The following is a 15441-nucleotide window of genomic DNA, read 5'->3' as shown; positions in this document are numbered from 1 at the left end:
TCAAACCGGCTTCATACCCGTGACTGAAACAACGCCTGATGAGCCTGGCACTGATCGGCAGTGAGCATGAACACGCCGTGACCGCCACGCTGAAAATCCAGCCAGGCGAAATCAACTTCTGGATACAACGCCTGAACGTGAACCTGACTGTTGCCGACCTCGACGATCAGCAGACCTTTTTCGTTCAAGTGATTCGCTGCCTCGGCGAGCATGCGACGCACCAGATTCAAACCATCGCTGCCACAGGCCAGTGCCAGCTCCGGTTCGTGCTGAAACTCGTCGGGCATGTCGGCAAAGTCTTCGGCATCCACGTACGGAGGGTTGGACACGATCAGGTCGAAACGCTGCCCCGGCAAACCGTCAAAGCCATCGCCCTGCACGGTGTACACACGGTCTTCCACGCCATGGCGCTCGATATTCTGGTTGGCGACTTCAAGCGCGTCGTAAGACAGGTCGGCCAGTACCACTTCCGCATCCTTGAACTCGTCTGCGCAGGCGATACCGATGCAACCCGAGCCGGTACACAGATCCAGAATGCGCACCGGATCACTGGCCAGCCACGGCGCGAAACGGTCTTCGATCAGCTCGGCAATCGGTGAGCGCGGGATCAAAACGCGGTCATCGACAATGAACGACATGCCGCAGAACCATGCCTCGCCCAACAGGTAAGGCGTTGGCACGCGCTCATCGATACGGCGTTTGATCAAACGCTGCAGCTCTGAGATCTCATCCACTTCCAGACGGCAGTCCAGATAGCTGTCGGTAATTTCCCATGGCAAATGCAAGGCACCCAGCACCAGCTGCCGCGCTTCATCCCAGGCATTGTCAGTGCCATGACCGAAAAATACATCTTCCTCGTGAAAACGGCTGACGGCCCAGCGGATGTGATCGCGCACGGTACGCAAACGGGAAGTGATCATGGACAAACTCCTTGGGAAAACGACAAGCCATTCTGAAATGACCGGTTTTGAATAACTCAGCATTCCGGGTGCCGGACAGGCGTGGAAGTTTCGCCCATTAATGCCCCCTCATCAAGGCAAACCGCCAGTAACTGTTACCCGTCACATGCCCCGCAGCCCAGAAAAACCGGGGCCTGCGATTCTTGCCATTCCCAGAACGCTCCAGCCAGAGGACAATGTCGCAAAAGCCCCACGCAAAGGAGCCCCGGAATGCCCTCTATCAAGACCATGTTTCAACTCAGCGGCCGTGTTCACGCCCCGGCCAATCTGAGCAATGCCACACTGATCATCATCGATGCTCAAAAGGAATACCTCAGCGGTCCTCTGGCGCTGACCGGCGTCGACGAAGCCTTGGCCAACATTGGCCAACTGGTCTCGAAGGCCCGGGCATTGAAGTGTCCGATCGTGCATGTACGCCACCTCGGTACGGTTGGCGGCCTGTTCGACCCACAAGGCGAACGCGGTAAACTGGTGCCGGAGCTGCTGCCGCTGGACGACGAGCACCTGATCGAAAAGCGTCTGCCCAACGCCTTCAATGGCACTGGCCTGCACGAACTGTTGCAACGCCTGGGGCATCTGGACTTGATCATCTGCGGCTTCATGAGCCATTCAAGCATCAGCACCACAGTGCGCGCGACCAAGGATTACGGTTATCGCTGCACTCTGGTCGACGACGCCTGCGCGACTCGCGACCTGCCCAGCTCACACGGGGTGATCAGCGCCGAGATCGTGCATCGGACCGAAATGGCAATCATGGCGGACAACTTCGCCACGCTGGCACTGACCAAAGACCTGATCTGAGCCATACTCACTGCAGAGGTTGTGTGACTGCCTTCACATAACCGCCCATCTCTTAGTGATCCCATGTCCCGTCGAAACGGGAACCCCGCCCCCTGGTTCTGGTCAGAGCGCCGATACTCATTGAGGAAATCGGAATGAAGATATCCGATGGTTTCGACGCCCGGCGTCTGCGGCCCAAAGGCCGGGGCAACTGGCGTACGCGGATAGGCGCCCTGGTGGCGGCGATCCTTGCAGTGCTGGGCATATTGCTCATGGTAGCGGGCGTATCCAGCCTGACTGGCCGTGCTCAGGCCATGGGCGACCTGGGTGCCAGCCCGACAGGTGCAGCGCTCGTTGCCGCTGCTGGCCTGCTGGTTTTTTACCTGGCCGTATTGTTGTGGCGCCGCTGCCGTCGACGTCAACGCGGTGCCAGCGGCTTGAGCATGTCGGCCCATTTGATGAAAAAACACGACTGACCCGTTCGCGTTAGCCGGTTAGACTAGCCTCCTTCGCGGAGGCCCCATGCAAGACGACGATTTTTCCCTGTTCAGAAGCGAAACGCGCGGCGTAAAGCCGCTCAAGCACGAGCACGCCGATGTCGGCAAACCCAGAACCGACCGCAAGTTGCTGGCCAGATTGCGCCAGTCAGCTACCGTGCGCACGGACTCTGTGACCGTTGACGGCCTGTCCGATCAGTTCGTGATCGATGTCGGACCTGAGGATGTGCTGAGCTGGGCGCGTGATGGCGTTCAGGAAGGTCAGATGCGCAAGCTCAAGCTGGGCCAGATTAGCTTCGAAGGAAGCCTGGACCTGCATGGCATGACCGTAGAGCTGGCCCGGGAAACGCTCTGGGAGTTTCTGGCAGAGGCCACCAGGCTTGAGATCCGCTGCGTGCGTGTCACCCATGGCAAGGCAGTGCGGCTGGACGGTAAGCGACCGATGATCAAAAGCCACGTCAACACCTGGCTGCGTCAGCATACGCAGGTGCTGGGCTTTTGTTCGTGCCTCGCCAAACACGGCGGCGCCGGTGCGGTTTACGTCATGCTCAAGCGCACAATGATGGAGGGTCGCGACGAGTAAAGCGTCGCGCCCTGCCTTGATGACTTCAGCGACCGCCAGGACCGCTACCAGGACCAAATCCCGGACCTGGTCCAGGGCCGCCACCGCCCTGACGATGACCGCCGCTCCCGCCCCCGCCGTGGCCACCCGGGCCGGGCCAGAACGGCCAACAGACTGACATCGACGACAATACGATGGCGAACATCGCTATTTTTGCTACTCGACTCAACATCTGATTTTACTCTCACAGGCAGTTATTCGATTGACCTGCCCATCAGACCGCCCATCACCACGCAAGTGGGTAGCGGTTTGGTCTCAGGTGCGTAAGCAAGCCGATACAAAACCGCGCGCAGGTCGGTTTTGCAGTGTCGCCGTGCACCTGTCACCGCGCGTACGTTACTATGTGCGCCTCGGCGAAGGCCCTGCCCTTCGCGCTTATCGAAACCCACACGGAAACACAGTCCTGTGACACTGGAACAGAATTACACCGCCATATTGGGACAACTGGGCGAGGACGTCTCGCGAGAAGGTCTTCTGGACACGCCCAAGCGCGCCGCCAAGGCCATGCAGTATTTGTGTCGCGGTTATACGCAGACACTCGAAGAAGTGACCAATGGCGCCTTGTTCAGCTCGGATGCCAGCGAAATGGTCATGGTCAAGGACATCGAACTGTATTCGTTGTGTGAGCACCATTTGCTGCCGTTCATTGGCAAGGCTCACGTGGCTTATATTCCAAGTGGCAAGGTACTCGGCCTGTCGAAGGTCGCGCGCATTGTCGACATGTACGCGCGTCGCCTGCAGATTCAGGAAAACCTCAGCCGCCAGATCGCTGAAGCCATTCAGCAAGTCACCGGCGCACTTGGCGTCGCCGTGGTGATCGAAGCGCAGCACATGTGCATGATGATGCGCGGCGTCGAGAAACAGAATTCGGCCATGATCACCTCTGTGATGCTGGGCGAGTTCCGCGAAAACGCGGCAACGCGCAGCGAGTTTCTCAGCCTGATCAAGTGATCCGATCACGCCCGCGCCCACGTGCCGCTGCGCATTGGGTGCCGGCAGGTCTTCCCCCTGCTCCCGCAAGAGGTTTGAACGTGTTCATGAAAGCGCTAAGAGTCGGTCTCGGCCAACTCGTCATCTGCATCGACTTCCTCACCCGTCCAGGCAAGAAAAAACGTGATCCCCAGGCTCAGGCGGCCGTCAACGATGCCGCGCAGAACCTGACGCTGTATCAGTTTCACGCCTGCCCGTTCTGCGTGAAGACCCGTCGCACCCTGCACCGCCTCAACGTGCCGGTTGCATTGCGCGACGCGAAAAACAACGAGCTGGATCGCCAGACGCTGCTCAACGAAGGCGGCAAGATCAAGGTGCCTTGCCTGCGTATCGAAGAAGGTGACAAGACGGTCTGGATGTACGAATCCAAAGTGATCATTGACTACCTGAACCAGCGCTTCGGCGCCGTTTGAGACCAGCGGGTTGACCGATCTAACGCGGGCAGCTTTCATCCCGACAGCTTTCGTAGGTTTTCAACTGTTCTACCCGCAGCCGGGTCTGTTCGGCCAGGCATTGCGATTGAAGCAGCGGCCAGATAGAACCTGAGTCTTCGCGCTTGCCGACCTGATACAGACAATCAGCGTCACGCAGCGCGATCCACTTCAACTGCGCGTCCTTGAACGCCTGTCGGGTGGCCGGGGTTTTCAACCAGGCCATCTGCGCCTTGTAGTGCTTGTTCAACTGCGCATCGATGGTGGCCAGATCATCAGCGGCGCACTGGTTCATGCTCGCCTGATTGGCATTGCAATCCTTCGCCTGGGCAGAGCAGCCGACACCCAGTGCCAGCAGCGTCGCCAGAATGGTCATTGAAATACGCATGAGATCCCCTCTCCTGAGCGATGCATGTGTTTGCACCGCGTCCTGCTTCATCAATCCAGCATGCCTACATAGCCGGGCTGGCTTTGAACCCGGCTCAGCCAATGCAGGATTCCGGTGTAAGGCGTCAGGTCAAAACCGCCCTGATGGGCCACGTGGGTATAGGCGTAGAGCGCGATGTCAGCGATCGAAAAATGCTCGCCCACCAGAAAGGGCGTGCGGTCCAACTGCTGCTCCATGACGGCCAGTGCCCGGTAACCCGACTTCTGCATGGCGCGGTACTCATCCATGCGCTCGGCAGGCAAGCCCAGGTAGAACTGAATGAAGCGCGCCACCGCTACCGACGGTTCATGGCTGTACTGCTCGAAAAACTGCCATTGCAGCACTTGAGTACGCAGGCGCGGCTCACTCGGCAGGTAGGCGCTCCCGTCCGCAAGAAAGTTGAGAATCGCATTGGACTCCCAGAGGCAGGTGCCATCTTCCAGCTCCAGCACCGGAATCTTGCCGTTGGGGTTCTTTGCCAGGAAGGCCGAGGTCTGGGTTTCGCCCTTGAGAATATCGACCGGCACCCACTGGTATTCGCTGCCCAGCAGGCTGAGCATCAGTTTGACCTTGTAGCAGTTACCCGAATTGTAATCGCCGTAAACCTTGTACATCGCTCTGCTTCCTTGTTGGGGAGGTCATGATGTCAGTCAAATCAGGCCGCTTTCAGAGTCTGAGCCGTCCGCACAACCGACGCCAGCCGTTTTACGCCTTCGTTCAAGCGCGCAGGATCGATGTGGCTGAAATTGAGCCGCAAATGACCCGGGTTGGCGTCAGGATCGGCGAAGAACGGCTCGCCTGGCATAAACGCAACATCCAGCGCCAAGGCCGCGTCCAGCAAGGTGCGTGTGTCCAGTGGAACCTTGAGCGTCAACCAGAAGAACAGACCGCCCTGGGGGCTGTTCCAGTCAGCCAGATCAGCAAAGTGTTCCTGCAGAGCGCTTTCGAAAGCATCCCTTCGCCCACGATAGAACTCACGCAGCGTCGCCAGGTGTTCACGGTAGTGTTCAGTGCCGATCCACTGCAAGGCCTGCCATTGTCCAAGCCGGTTGGTGTGCAGGTCGGCCGACTGTTTGAGGCGCAGCAGGTGGGGAAACAGGTCGGGACTTGCGATCAGATAACCCACGCGCAGGCCCGGCAGCAATGTTTTCGACACAGTCCCTGTGTAGATCCAGCTGGCCTTTTTCAAACCGCTGACGATCGGCTTGGCACTGCCGCCGTCAAAGCTCAGCTCGCGGTAGGGCTCATCTTCGATCAGAGTGACGCCAAACTCGTCCATCAAGGCCGCAACACCCTCACGACTGGCCTGGTTGTAGCGTACGGCGGACGGGTTCTGGAACGTCGGGATCAGGTAGGCAAAGGCAGGAGCATGCCGCTCCAGACGCTGACGCATCGCGACCAGATCGGGGCCTTAGGCCTGCAAGGGCACGGTGATGCAATCGGCGCCAAACAACTGAAATATCTGTAAGGCGGCCAGATAGGTCGGCGCCTCCATCAGCACTTCGGTACCTTTGTCGATGTACAGCTTGGCGACCAGGTCGAGCGTCTGTTGAGATCCGCTGACGATCAGTACCTGACTGGCCTGACACGGTACGCCCAAAGCCCGCGCTTCTGCCGCCAGCGCCTCGCGCAACGCCGGCTCGCCCTCGCTCATGCCATATTGGCCGAGCGCCACGGGCATGTCGGCCCATTCCACTTTGGGCAGCATTGACTCGGCGGGCAGACCGCCAGCAAACGACATCACTTCCGGACGCTGAGCGGCGGCCAGGATCTCGCGGATCAAAGAACTTTTCAGTCGGGCAACGCGTTCGGAGAAAGCCATGATATTTACCTGTAGCCGAGCCAATTGAAAATACGTCAAACTTATTGACTCAAATTACGACGCCTAACCCGGATACGTCAATATGCTTGACCTTAAAAATCCTGCCAGTCAGCAACGCGCCATGGAAGCTTTCTTCTTCGGGTATCAGGCATTCACGGCCAAGGCCGACGAAATGCTGGCCAAACGTGGCTTCAGCCGTGTGCACCAGCGGATTGTATTTTTTATCGCGCGCTACCCCGCCCTGAGCGTCAAGGAGCTGCTCAATGTGCTGGGCGTCAGCAAGCAGGCCCTGAATGCGCCGCTGCGCCAATTGATCGCCATAGACCTGGTCTACAGCGAAGCGCCCGAGGCCGACAAACGCAAGCGATTGCTCGGGCTGACCGCAGAAGGCATAAAGTTTGAAGCCGCGCTGCGTCGTGAACAGGTCAAGCTGCTGCAACGGGTATTCGCTGACGCGGATCAGGCGGCTGTCGCAGGCTGGATGACGGTCAACGAAGCGCTGGGGCAGACTTTGCAATCGGGCGCCCGCCCGCCTGTACAGAAGGCCGAATGACCGACTGGGCACAATCAAAAACCTGGCGTGCCTGGCAGTGCCCAACTGTGCTGGTGATTACCCTGATCGCTGTATCGTAGCGCCCAGTCAGCGGACGTTTAGGCTTGGCGTCCTTTGATACCTGCCTGCATTAAGGAAAACCCCGCATGAACGAGCCCCTCAAGACGCCGTTGCGTCCATTGGCAGACTCTTCGCTCTCGTCAGTCGTTGCTGGGTTCATTGCCATGATGACCGGCTGCACCAGCTCGCTGGTGCTGATGTTCCAGGCCGGGCAGGCAGCAGGCCTGACCAACCTGCAGATATCTTCATGGCTGTGGGCGTTGTTCATGGGCATGGCGGTGTGCAGCATTGGCCTTTCGCTGCGGTATCGAGCACCCATTACAGTGGCGTGGTCCACGCCCGGTGCGGCACTGCTGATTACAAGCCTGGGTGGTGTGGCCTACCCAGAGGCCATCGGAGCCTTCATTACCTGCGCGCTTCTGGTCACTCTCTGCGGTCTGACCGGCAGCTTCGAGCGCCTGGTCAAACGGCTGCCCGCCTCGCTTGCGGCGGCTTTGCTGGCCGGGATTCTGTTCCGGATCGGCAGTGAAATCTTCATTGCTGCGCAACACCGTACCGGCCTGGTGCTGGGGATGTTTTTCACCTATCTGGTGGTCAAACGGCTGTCGCCACGCTACGCGGTGCTGGTGACGCTGCTGGTCGGTATCGCGCTGTCCGGCATGCTTGGCTTGCTGAACTTCGATGGCCTGGCGCTGGAAGTGGCTATGCCGGTCTGGACCACACCTGAGTTTTCGATGGCAGCCACTATCAGCATCAGTATCCCGCTGTTTGTCGTGGCCATGACCTCGCAAAATATGCCCGGCATTGCAGTGCTGCGTGCGGACGGCTATCACACGCCTGCTTCGCCGCTGATCTCGGTGACCGGCATTGCATCGCTGCTGACGGCACCGTTTGGCTCTCACGGGATCAACCTGGCCGCCATCAGCGCGGCGATCTGTACCGGCCCGCATGCTCACGAAGACAAGGACAAGCGCTACACGGCCGCCGTGTGGTGTGGAATTTTCTACGCCATCGCCGGTGTTTTCGGGGCCACCCTGGCTGCATTGTTCAGCGCATTTCCCAAGGAGTTGGTGCTGTCGATCGCCGCGCTGGCCCTGTTTGGCTCAATCATCAATGGCTTGACGGTGGCCATGGCTGAACCCAGGGAGCGCGAACCTGCGCTGATCACCTTCATGGTGACAGCGTCGGGACTGACCCTGTTTTCAATTGGCTCGGCGTTCTGGGGCATCGTTGCGGGCGTGCTGACCCTGCTGATACTGAACGCGCGAAAACCCGGTTGATCGAACGACACGACGATAAAGCAAGAGCGGACTGGCTGGCAGACCGCTCGATCAGAGTTTGAAATGCCCGACCATGCCGCGCAGCTCGTTGCCCAGCGAAGCCAGCTCGATGCTGGACGCGGCGTTGCCCTGCATGGCCAACGCAGACTGATCGGCGCTGGTGCGAATATGCGTGACGCTGCGATTGATCTCCTCTGCCACTGAGCTTTGCTGCTCGGCAGCGGCGGCAATCTGCTGGTTCATTTGCTGAATGATCGATACGGCATCGGCAATGCTGACCAGCGCGCTTTCTGTCTGTAGCGCATCGCTGACCGCCAGTTTCACGCACTCGCCACTGCTTAGCATTTCCTTGACCGAGGCTTGCGCGCCGCTGCGCAGGCGGGTCACCAGTCGCTCGATTTCTTCGGTGGACTGTTGAGTCCGTTTTGCCAGGGCGCGAACCTCGTCGGCCACCACCGCAAAGCCGCGACCCTGCTCGCCTGCCCGGGCCGCTTCGATGGCAGCGTTCAGAGCAAGCAGGTTGGTCTGCTCGGCCACACTCTTGATGACACCCAGCACCTGACCGATGTTCTGAATTTCGGCGCTGAGGCTTTCAATGCTCTGGCTGGCCGAGGCCGAAGAGCTGGCCAGCTGTTCAATACGCTGCATGCTCTGGCGCACGATGCTCTGCCCACTGCCCACTTTGGCATCAGCCGTCTGCGCCGCCAGGGCGGCCTGCTCGGCATTGCGCGCTACATCGTGAACCGTGGCCGTCATCTGGTTCATGGCCGTGGCGACCTGCTCGGTTTCCTCCTTCTGGTTGCCGACCTCCAGATTGGTCTGCTCAGTCACTGCCGACAACGCCTGAGCCGAACTGGACAACAACTCGATCCCTGACTGCAAGCCACTGACGACTCGGCTCAGCCCCGCGCCCATCTGCTGCATGGCGTCCATCAACTGGCCAATTTCATCACGGCGGTCAACCGGTTCGCTGCTTCTGAGATCGCCTGCAGCAATGCGCTGTGCAAAACCGATGACCGCGCGCAAAGGGCCGACGATCAGGCGTGTGATCAGCCAGGAAGCCAGCAGCCCGACCAACAGGGCCACCCCTGAAAAGCCAATAATTTTAAGGGTGCTGTCTGTAATCTGTGTCTGCATCGATTGGTCTTCAGCGGCGTAGACCTGTTGCACAAGGTCTACCACCTGACGGGCGTTGGCCGCCAATTGCGCCGACACCTGAGCGTCCCTGGCCAGCAGGTCGGTGTACTCGCGCAGCTTCTCGGTAAAGCTGACGATATGCGTACTGACCTCGCCAAGCACGGTCAGGTAACCGTCGTCCTTGATCAGCCCTTTGAGTTCTGCGGCCAATGAACTGGCCTGGTCAGCCTGTTCAATCGTGCCGGTTTTTGCAGCTTCGCCCGATGCGGTGCGGCGGCTCTTGTCCAGCCGAACCCTGGCCTCGTCCATGGCTTGCAACATCAGCCTGGATACCTGGCTGACCTTGCCAGCCTGCTCGACGAATTCCGCACCCTGCTGCCCTTGCGAGTCTTTCAGGTTCCAGGTGCCATCGTCAGCCAGACCGGCCTGCAGCACATCGAGATTGTTGGCGACACTGGACACCGACCAATTGGCCATTTCCAGCGCAAGGTCTTTGCTCTGGCTGATGTCGACGAACTGGTCAAAGGAGGCACGGTAGGCAGCCAGGCCTTGCTGCACCTGCTCCATCGCCACTTGATTGTTGGGTGAAAGGGTCTTGAATGCTTCGGCCAACGCGTTCAACTCGTCAACGCCCGCATGCAACTGGTCGACGGTTTTCGGATCGCTGTGCAGCGCATACTCCTGCTCCAGCAAGCGCACCCGGAGCAGCCCGTTATTGAGCGCCGACATCTGCTTGAGGTCTTCAAAATGCACGCCGACGCTCTTCAAGGACCAAACGCCAGTGGCCGCTACCAGCGCTGTCAGCAGCAACACCAGCAAGAAACCCACGCCCAGCTTCTTCGCCATCCCCAGATGGGCGAATCCATTTCGCACGGCCGATATCATAGCGCTCAGTCCCCGTTTGAATACGCGAAGCGCAGTCGCCTCGCATGACCTGCAACAGGCCATTCAATATTCGTGCAGATTCTCAACGCGCGCGGGAGGATACAAGTCTTTGACGCCTGAATAATGGCAAAGAGCTATGTAGGCGTCGCTTTTGGAATGGTTCCTGCCCTCAGCCTGCTATGCGCGCGCTCATAGCTGGCGCAACAGGCTGGAGCATAGAGGTGAACATGCGCTAAGTGCGTGCGGCGGCAGCAACAGTCAGCGTACCCGCTTCGACATCGAGGGTTGCATGAGTACCCAGTGGCAGCGCCTGATTGGCGTCGCCGTGACCGACAGGCAAGCCACCCAATACCGGTATGCCAAGCCCACCCAGGCGCTCGAGCAACACGTCCGCCGGGCTGATCGTACCGCCCGTATTGGCTGCCGGAGTGAACTCACCGATCGCAATACCGGCCAGACCGGCCAGAATGCCGCAGTTGCCCAGCTGGGTCAGCATACGATCGACCTTGTAGGCTGCCTCGCCGACGTCTTCGATCAACAGAATGGCGCCCGACAGATCAGGCATGAACGGTGTACCGACGCTGGTACTCAACATGCAAAGATTGCCGCCCAGCAGCAGGCCCTGAGCAATGCCTTGGGTGCGCACCCTCGCGGTTGGCGCGGCTGGATCGACAGTAAGCAAGACTGGCTCGGCGCTCATCAACACATGACGCATGCCACTGGTGAACAACCCGCCACGCTCGAACTGGGTGGCAACCGGGCCATGAATCGTGGCCAGACGCGCCTGATTCCAGAGCACGCCGTGCAGTGCAGTGATATCGGAAAAGCCGGTGACCAGTTTCGGATCCCGGCGCACCGCGTCCATGTCCACGCCTTGCAGAATACGTTGCACGCCATAGCCGCCACGGTTGCAGATCACCGCCCTGATCTGCGGATCGGCAAGTGCTGCGTTCAGGTCGGCAAGGCGTTCTTCGTCGGTACCCGAGTAAAACGAATGCTTGCCCAGCGCATGCGGATAGACCTGAGGGCGCAACCCCCACCCCTGCAAAACCTCGACCGCCGCGTCAATCTTGCGCGGATCTACCGGGCCTGCCGGAGACACCAGCGCCACCGCGTCGCCTGCGCGCAGTACCTGTGGATGAAGGGTCTGCAAACTTGTCGCGGTCATGCGTGTAAATCCAGAACTCAAGGAGCCCTCAATGTAGAGCAGCCTTTGGGCTGACTCAAGCTGCAACAGTGGCAAAAAGAAAGGCTCTGCGAATCGGTTTGAACGCGACAGCCCATACCGACTCCTATCAACTACATGGATACACCAGCATTCGCTCAACGACCGCTCCTTGCTCCATCAGCGATCCAGAGCTTGAATCTTTCCTTTAATCTTCTATGAGGCCTGCCATGACCGATCGATCGAACCGCCAGTTTCTACTCGCCAAACGCCCTTCAGGGGACGTGCGCCGTGATGACTTCACTTATCAGGACGTGCCTGTCAGCGCGCTGAGCGATGGCCATATTCTGGTCAGAAACAAGTACCTTTCGCTTGACCCGGCAATGCGTGGCTGGATGAACGAAGGCAAGTCCTACATTCCGCCCGTGCAACTGGGTGAAGTGATGCGTGCGCTGGGCGTGGGTGAAGTGATTGAGTCGAAAAACCCGAAATTTGCCGTGGGCGATCACGTGCAGGGCACATTGGGCATTCAGGACTATTTTGCTGGCGAGCCGAAAGGTTTTTACAAGGTAGATCCTTCCCTCGTCGAGTTGCCGCTGTATCTGTCGGCTCTGGGCATGACCGGCATGACTGCCTACTTCGCACTGCTGGATGTCGGTCAGCCGAAAAGCGGTGATACCGTGGTGATTTCCGGCGCGGCAGGTGCTGTTGGCAGCATTGCCGGGCAAATCGCCAAGCTGAAGGGTTGCCGTGTGGTTGGCATCGCAGGCGGCAAGGAAAAATGCAGTTCGCTGACGCAAGAGCTTGGCTTCGATGCGGCCATCGACTACAAGGCCGAGAACGTTCTGGATGCCCTCAAGCGTGAATGCCCGAACGGTGTGAACGTGTACTTCGATAACGTAGGTGGCGACATTCTTGACGCGGTCCTCAGCCAGTTGGCTGTAGGTGCGCGAGTCATCATTTGCGGCGCGATCAGCCAGTACAACAGCACCACCGCGCCCAAAGGTCCGGCCAATTACCTGTCACTGCTGGTCAACCGTGCGCGTATGGAAGGCTTCATCGTGCTGGACCACGCCGCTCGTTTCGAGGAAGCAGGCAAGGAACTGGCAGGCTGGGTCAACGAAGGCAAGCTCAAGAGCAAGGAGCACATTGTCGAAGGGCTTGAGACCTTCCCGGAAACCCTGCTCATGTTGTTCAGTGGTGAGAACTACGGCAAGCTGATGCTGAAGGTGGAAGACAAACAGGCGTCGTAAAAGCCGGAATCGCTGCTTTGCGCCACTTAGGGCGGCGCAGAGCACCGATCATGCGCCTCACGCCAGTTCGGCAACCACAGCAGCCAGCGCCCTGGACGGGTCTGCCGCCTGGCTGATTGGACGACCGATTACCAGGTAGTCGGACCCTGCATCCAGTGCCTGACGCGGAGTCAGAATGCGGCGTTGATCATCCTGAGCACTGCCGGCTGGCCGAATGCCAGGCGTCACCAGTTGCAAAGAAGGGTGAGCGGCTTTCAGGGCCTGCGCTTCAAGCGCCGAGCACACCAGACCATCCATACCGGCCTTCTCGGCCAGTGCAGCCAGGCGCAATACCTGGACCTGCGGATCGATGTCCAGACCAATCCCCGCCAGATCTTCGCGCTCCATGCTGGTCAGCACGGTCACGCCGATCAGCAACGGCTGAGGACCGCTGCGCTGCTCCAGTACCTCACGGCACGCCGCCATCATGCGCAACCCGCCAGAGCAGTGGACATTGACCATCCAGACGCCCATTTCCGCTGCGGCCTTTACAGCCATCGCAGTGGTGTTGGGGATGTCGTGAAACTTGAGGTCAAGAAACACCTCGAAGCCCTTGTCACGCAGCGTCTCGACAATGTCCGACGCGCAGCTGGTGAACAGCTCCTTGCCGACCTTTACCCGGCACAGCGCGGGGTCGAGCTGATCGGCCAACCGCAGCGCGGCTTCACGGGTTGGAAAATCCAGGGCGACGATGACAGGAGTCTGGCAGGCGGACATGAGCGGGCTCTCAGGTAAGTCGAAATCGGCGCGCATTGTAGCCGAAGCCACAGGCGGGCGGGACCCGTAGATCGGCATTTGCCTGTGAGTTGCCGTTTTTTATCTGTCAGCTCTGGTTGATCCACTCAGGTCAGCACACTCATGCCCGCGCACTAAAAACGTCTGCCTGCCTGCACCGACACCGAACATCATCCTTTTTGCACGCACCAAGCCCGCACAAGGGTGCGTAGCTGCTCGCCGATGCGTTCTGCATACGACCTGTTTTGAAGCAATGCGACGGCCATTCGTGCACTGGCACGGCCTCTGCAACAAGATGTTTCGACGATTTTCGACACTCAGGGAGACAACGATGAGTACTCAACTCAAGCCAACGCTGGGCACGCTTCATCTATGGGGGATTGCGGTCGGGCTGGTGATTTCAGGCGAATACTTTGGCTGGAGCTACGGCTGGGGTGTGGCAGGCACTCTGGGGTTTCTGGTAACAGCGCTGATGGTCGCAACCATGTACACCTGTTTCATTTTCAGTTTTACCGAACTGACCACCGCCATCCCGCACGCGGGCGGGCCATTCGCCTACAGCCGCCGTGCGTTCGGTGAAAAAGGCGGGCTGATTGCCGGCATGGCCACACTGATCGAATTTGTGTTCGCACCGCCGGCCATCGCGCTGGCAATCGGTGCTTATCTGAATGTGCAGTTCCCGACGCTGGACCCCAAACATGCCGCCGTCGGCGCTTATATTGTGTTCATGGCGCTCAATATCATGGGCGTCAAACTGGCCGCCACGTTTGAATTGGTAGTGTGCATCCTTGCAGTGGCCGAGCTGCTGGTGTTCATGGGTGTGGTTGCACCGGCCTTCAGCTTCAGCAATTTCGCGCTCAATGGCTGGGCAGGCTCGCAGACGTTCGGCCCTGGCGCGATTGCCGGGATGTTCGCAGCCATCCCGTTTGCGATCTGGTTTTTTCTGGCCATCGAAGGTGCGGCCATGGCCGCCGAAGAAGCCAAAGACCCGAAACGTACCATCCCCAAAGCCTACATCAGCGGGATTCTGACGCTGGTGGTGCTGGCAATCGGCGTGATGCTGTTCGCAGGTGGCGTGGGCGACTGGCGCACCCTGTCCAATATCAATGACCCATTGCCTCAGGCGATGAAAGCGGTGGTCGGTGACAGTTCCGGCTGGCTGCACATGCTGGTATGGATCGGCCTGTTCGGTCTGGTCGCCAGCTTCCACGGAATCATCCTGGGCTATTCACGCCAGTTCTTCGCTTTGGCCCGCGCCGGTTATCTGCCCGCTTCACTGGCAAAACTCTCGCGTTTCCAGACACCTCACCGGGCAATCATCGCAGGCGGCCTGATCGGCATCGCGGCGATCTACAGCGACGGCCTGATCAACCTCAGCGGCATGACCCTCACAGCGGCCATGATCACCATGGCGGTGTTTGGCGCCATCGTCATGTACATCATGAGCATGCTCAGCCTGTTCAAGCTGCGCAAGACCGAACCTCATCTGGAACGCACCTTCCGCGCACCGGGCTACCCGGTCGTGCCGGGTATCGCGCTGGGTCTGGCAATCGTGTGTCTGGTGGCGATGGCCTGGTTCAACGTGCTGATCGGCCTGATATTCCTGGGCCTGATGGGCATCGGTTTCATCTACTTCAGCCTGACCGCCAAGTCCCGCGCCGACGCACCCGCCGATGCCATGCTGACTGGCGTTTGATCCGTCAACCCATGGGCACGCGTGCACATTGCCGCACGCGGCCTATCCAGGGCGCTTACACTTGAACCATTGAGCCGCGTCGCTGCTCAAAGCGGTATCACAACAAGGAG

General features: G+C 59.3%; 15 protein-coding genes and 2 pseudogenes. 9 read left to right on the top strand and 8 right to left on the bottom strand.

Annotated features, from left to right (window positions below; all coding sequences use genetic code 11):
- Window positions 1–11 precede the first annotated feature (11 nt).
- A complete protein-coding gene (gene prmB / locus KDX37_RS05585) occupies window positions 12–920 on the bottom strand; it encodes a 50S ribosomal protein L3 N(5)-glutamine methyltransferase (protein ID WP_231651690.1) in 909 nt (302 codons plus the stop codon).
- Window positions 921–1169: 249 nt separating this feature from the next.
- Between prmB and KDX37_RS05580 the strand changes: the two genes are divergently transcribed.
- From KDX37_RS05580 to KDX37_RS05560, 5 genes are all read left to right on the top strand, one after another.
- Window positions 1170–1760, top strand: coding sequence for a cysteine hydrolase family protein (locus KDX37_RS05580; RefSeq protein WP_231651689.1), 591 nt, complete (start codon window positions 1170–1172; stop codon window positions 1758–1760).
- 134 nt (window positions 1761–1894) lie between these two features.
- Window positions 1895–2215 carry a hypothetical protein gene (locus tag KDX37_RS05575; RefSeq protein WP_231651688.1) on the top strand — a complete coding sequence of 107 codons (321 nt, stop codon included), beginning with the start codon at window positions 1895–1897 and terminating at the stop codon, window positions 2213–2215.
- A gap of 46 nt (window positions 2216–2261) precedes the next feature.
- The gene (locus tag KDX37_RS05570; protein ID WP_231651687.1) at window positions 2262–2819 is read left to right on the top strand and encodes a Smr/MutS family protein; all 558 of its coding nucleotides are present in this window, start codon (window positions 2262–2264) and stop codon (window positions 2817–2819) included.
- Between the two features lie 444 nt (window positions 2820–3263).
- On the top strand, window positions 3264–3809 hold the full coding sequence (gene folE / locus KDX37_RS05565) for a GTP cyclohydrolase I FolE (RefSeq protein ID WP_231651686.1): 546 nt from the start codon (window positions 3264–3266) through the stop codon (window positions 3807–3809).
- An 80-nt stretch (window positions 3810–3889) separates the two neighbouring features.
- The gene (locus KDX37_RS05560) at window positions 3890–4261 is read left to right on the top strand and encodes a glutathione S-transferase N-terminal domain-containing protein (protein WP_231651685.1); all 372 of its coding nucleotides are present in this window, start codon (window positions 3890–3892) and stop codon (window positions 4259–4261) included.
- A 19-nt stretch (window positions 4262–4280) separates the two neighbouring features.
- On the opposite strand, the gene KDX37_RS05555 is transcribed toward KDX37_RS05560, so the two are convergent.
- From KDX37_RS05555 to KDX37_RS05545, 3 genes and pseudogenes are all read right to left on the bottom strand, one after another.
- Entirely contained in the window at window positions 4281–4667 is a 387-nt protein-coding gene (locus KDX37_RS05555; protein WP_231651684.1) for a lysozyme inhibitor LprI family protein, read from the bottom strand.
- A 50-nt stretch (window positions 4668–4717) separates the two neighbouring features.
- Complete coding sequence (locus KDX37_RS05550) at window positions 4718–5320, bottom strand: glutathione S-transferase family protein (protein ID WP_231651683.1); 603 nt, start codon at window positions 5318–5320, stop codon at window positions 4718–4720.
- Between the two features lie 41 nt (window positions 5321–5361).
- Window positions 5362–6528: pseudogene (locus KDX37_RS05545) on the bottom strand (aminotransferase-like domain-containing protein).
- Between the two features lie 82 nt (window positions 6529–6610).
- Here KDX37_RS05545 and KDX37_RS05540 point away from each other — a divergent pair.
- Window positions 6611–7081 (top strand): MarR family winged helix-turn-helix transcriptional regulator, encoded by a 471-nt coding sequence (locus KDX37_RS05540; protein ID WP_231651682.1) that lies wholly within the window; start codon window positions 6611–6613, stop codon window positions 7079–7081.
- Window positions 7082–7227: 146 nt separating this feature from the next.
- The gene (locus tag KDX37_RS05535) at window positions 7228–8421 is read left to right on the top strand and encodes a benzoate/H(+) symporter BenE family transporter (protein WP_231651681.1); all 1194 of its coding nucleotides are present in this window, start codon (window positions 7228–7230) and stop codon (window positions 8419–8421) included.
- 51 nt (window positions 8422–8472) lie between these two features.
- Here the strand turns inward: KDX37_RS05535 and KDX37_RS29685 are convergent, their stop codons facing one another.
- The 3 genes and pseudogenes from KDX37_RS29685 to KDX37_RS05525 all read right to left on the bottom strand — a co-directional run bounded on the left by KDX37_RS29685 (window position 8473) and on the right by KDX37_RS05525 (window position 11611).
- Window positions 8473–9177: a methyl-accepting chemotaxis protein gene (locus KDX37_RS29685; protein WP_406641397.1), complete on the bottom strand. Its 705-nt coding sequence runs from the start codon at window positions 9175–9177 to the stop codon at window positions 8473–8475.
- Between the two features lie 204 nt (window positions 9178–9381).
- A pseudogene (locus tag KDX37_RS29680) lies at window positions 9382–9558 on the bottom strand (hypothetical protein); the annotation flags it as partial.
- 1117 nt (window positions 9559–10675) lie between these two features.
- Window positions 10676–11611 carry a S66 peptidase family protein gene (locus tag KDX37_RS05525; RefSeq protein WP_231651679.1) on the bottom strand — a complete coding sequence of 312 codons (936 nt, stop codon included), beginning with the start codon at window positions 11609–11611 and terminating at the stop codon, window positions 10676–10678.
- A gap of 227 nt (window positions 11612–11838) precedes the next feature.
- Between KDX37_RS05525 and KDX37_RS05520 the strand changes: the two genes are divergently transcribed.
- The gene (locus tag KDX37_RS05520; RefSeq protein WP_231651678.1) at window positions 11839–12861 is read left to right on the top strand and encodes an NADP-dependent oxidoreductase; all 1023 of its coding nucleotides are present in this window, start codon (window positions 11839–11841) and stop codon (window positions 12859–12861) included.
- Window positions 12862–12918: 57 nt separating this feature from the next.
- On the opposite strand, the gene pyrF is transcribed toward KDX37_RS05520, so the two are convergent.
- Window positions 12919–13617, bottom strand: a complete 699-nt coding sequence (gene pyrF, locus KDX37_RS05515; protein WP_231651677.1) for an orotidine-5'-phosphate decarboxylase — start codon at window positions 13615–13617, stop codon at window positions 12919–12921.
- 349 nt (window positions 13618–13966) lie between these two features.
- Here pyrF and eat point away from each other — a divergent pair, with 349 nt between their 5' ends.
- On the top strand, window positions 13967–15331 hold the full coding sequence (eat, locus tag KDX37_RS05510) for an ethanolamine permease (protein WP_231651676.1): 1365 nt from the start codon (window positions 13967–13969) through the stop codon (window positions 15329–15331).
- The last annotated feature ends 110 nt before the right edge of the window (window positions 15332–15441 follow it).

The sequence above is a fragment of the Pseudomonas californiensis genome, from assembly GCF_021147775.1.
In the GTDB taxonomy this organism is placed as follows: domain Bacteria; phylum Pseudomonadota; class Gammaproteobacteria; order Pseudomonadales; family Pseudomonadaceae; genus Aquipseudomonas; species Aquipseudomonas californiensis.
Note: the sequence above shows the minus strand (reverse complement) of the source record. Positions and strands in the feature narration are given on the sequence as shown.

Bases quoted from the DNA above. Each gene is read 5' to 3' on its own strand.
- prmB (WP_231651690.1), bottom strand. From the start codon at position 920: ATGATCACTTCCCGTTTGCGTACCGTGCGCGATCACATCCGCTGGGCC.
- KDX37_RS05580 (WP_231651689.1), top strand. From the start codon at position 1,170: ATGCCCTCTATCAAGACCATGTTTCAACTCAGCGGCCGTGTTCACGCC.
- KDX37_RS05575 (WP_231651688.1), top strand. From the start codon at position 1,895: ATGAAGATATCCGATGGTTTCGACGCCCGGCGTCTGCGGCCCAAAGGC.
- KDX37_RS05570 (WP_231651687.1), top strand. From the start codon at position 2,262: ATGCAAGACGACGATTTTTCCCTGTTCAGAAGCGAAACGCGCGGCGTA.
- KDX37_RS05555 (WP_231651684.1), bottom strand. From the start codon at position 4,667: ATGCGTATTTCAATGACCATTCTGGCGACGCTGCTGGCACTGGGTGTC.
- KDX37_RS05550 (WP_231651683.1), bottom strand. From the start codon at position 5,320: ATGTACAAGGTTTACGGCGATTACAATTCGGGTAACTGCTACAAGGTC.
- KDX37_RS05540 (WP_231651682.1), top strand. From the start codon at position 6,611: ATGCTTGACCTTAAAAATCCTGCCAGTCAGCAACGCGCCATGGAAGCT.
- KDX37_RS05535 (WP_231651681.1), top strand. From the start codon at position 7,228: ATGAACGAGCCCCTCAAGACGCCGTTGCGTCCATTGGCAGACTCTTCG.
- KDX37_RS29685 (WP_406641397.1), bottom strand. From the start codon at position 9,177: ATGACGGCCACGGTTCACGATGTAGCGCGCAATGCCGAGCAGGCCGCC.
- KDX37_RS05525 (WP_231651679.1), bottom strand. From the start codon at position 11,611: ATGACCGCGACAAGTTTGCAGACCCTTCATCCACAGGTACTGCGCGCA.
- KDX37_RS05520 (WP_231651678.1), top strand. From the start codon at position 11,839: ATGACCGATCGATCGAACCGCCAGTTTCTACTCGCCAAACGCCCTTCA.
- pyrF (WP_231651677.1), bottom strand. From the start codon at position 13,617: ATGTCCGCCTGCCAGACTCCTGTCATCGTCGCCCTGGATTTTCCAACC.
- eat (WP_231651676.1), top strand. From the start codon at position 13,967: ATGAGTACTCAACTCAAGCCAACGCTGGGCACGCTTCATCTATGGGGG.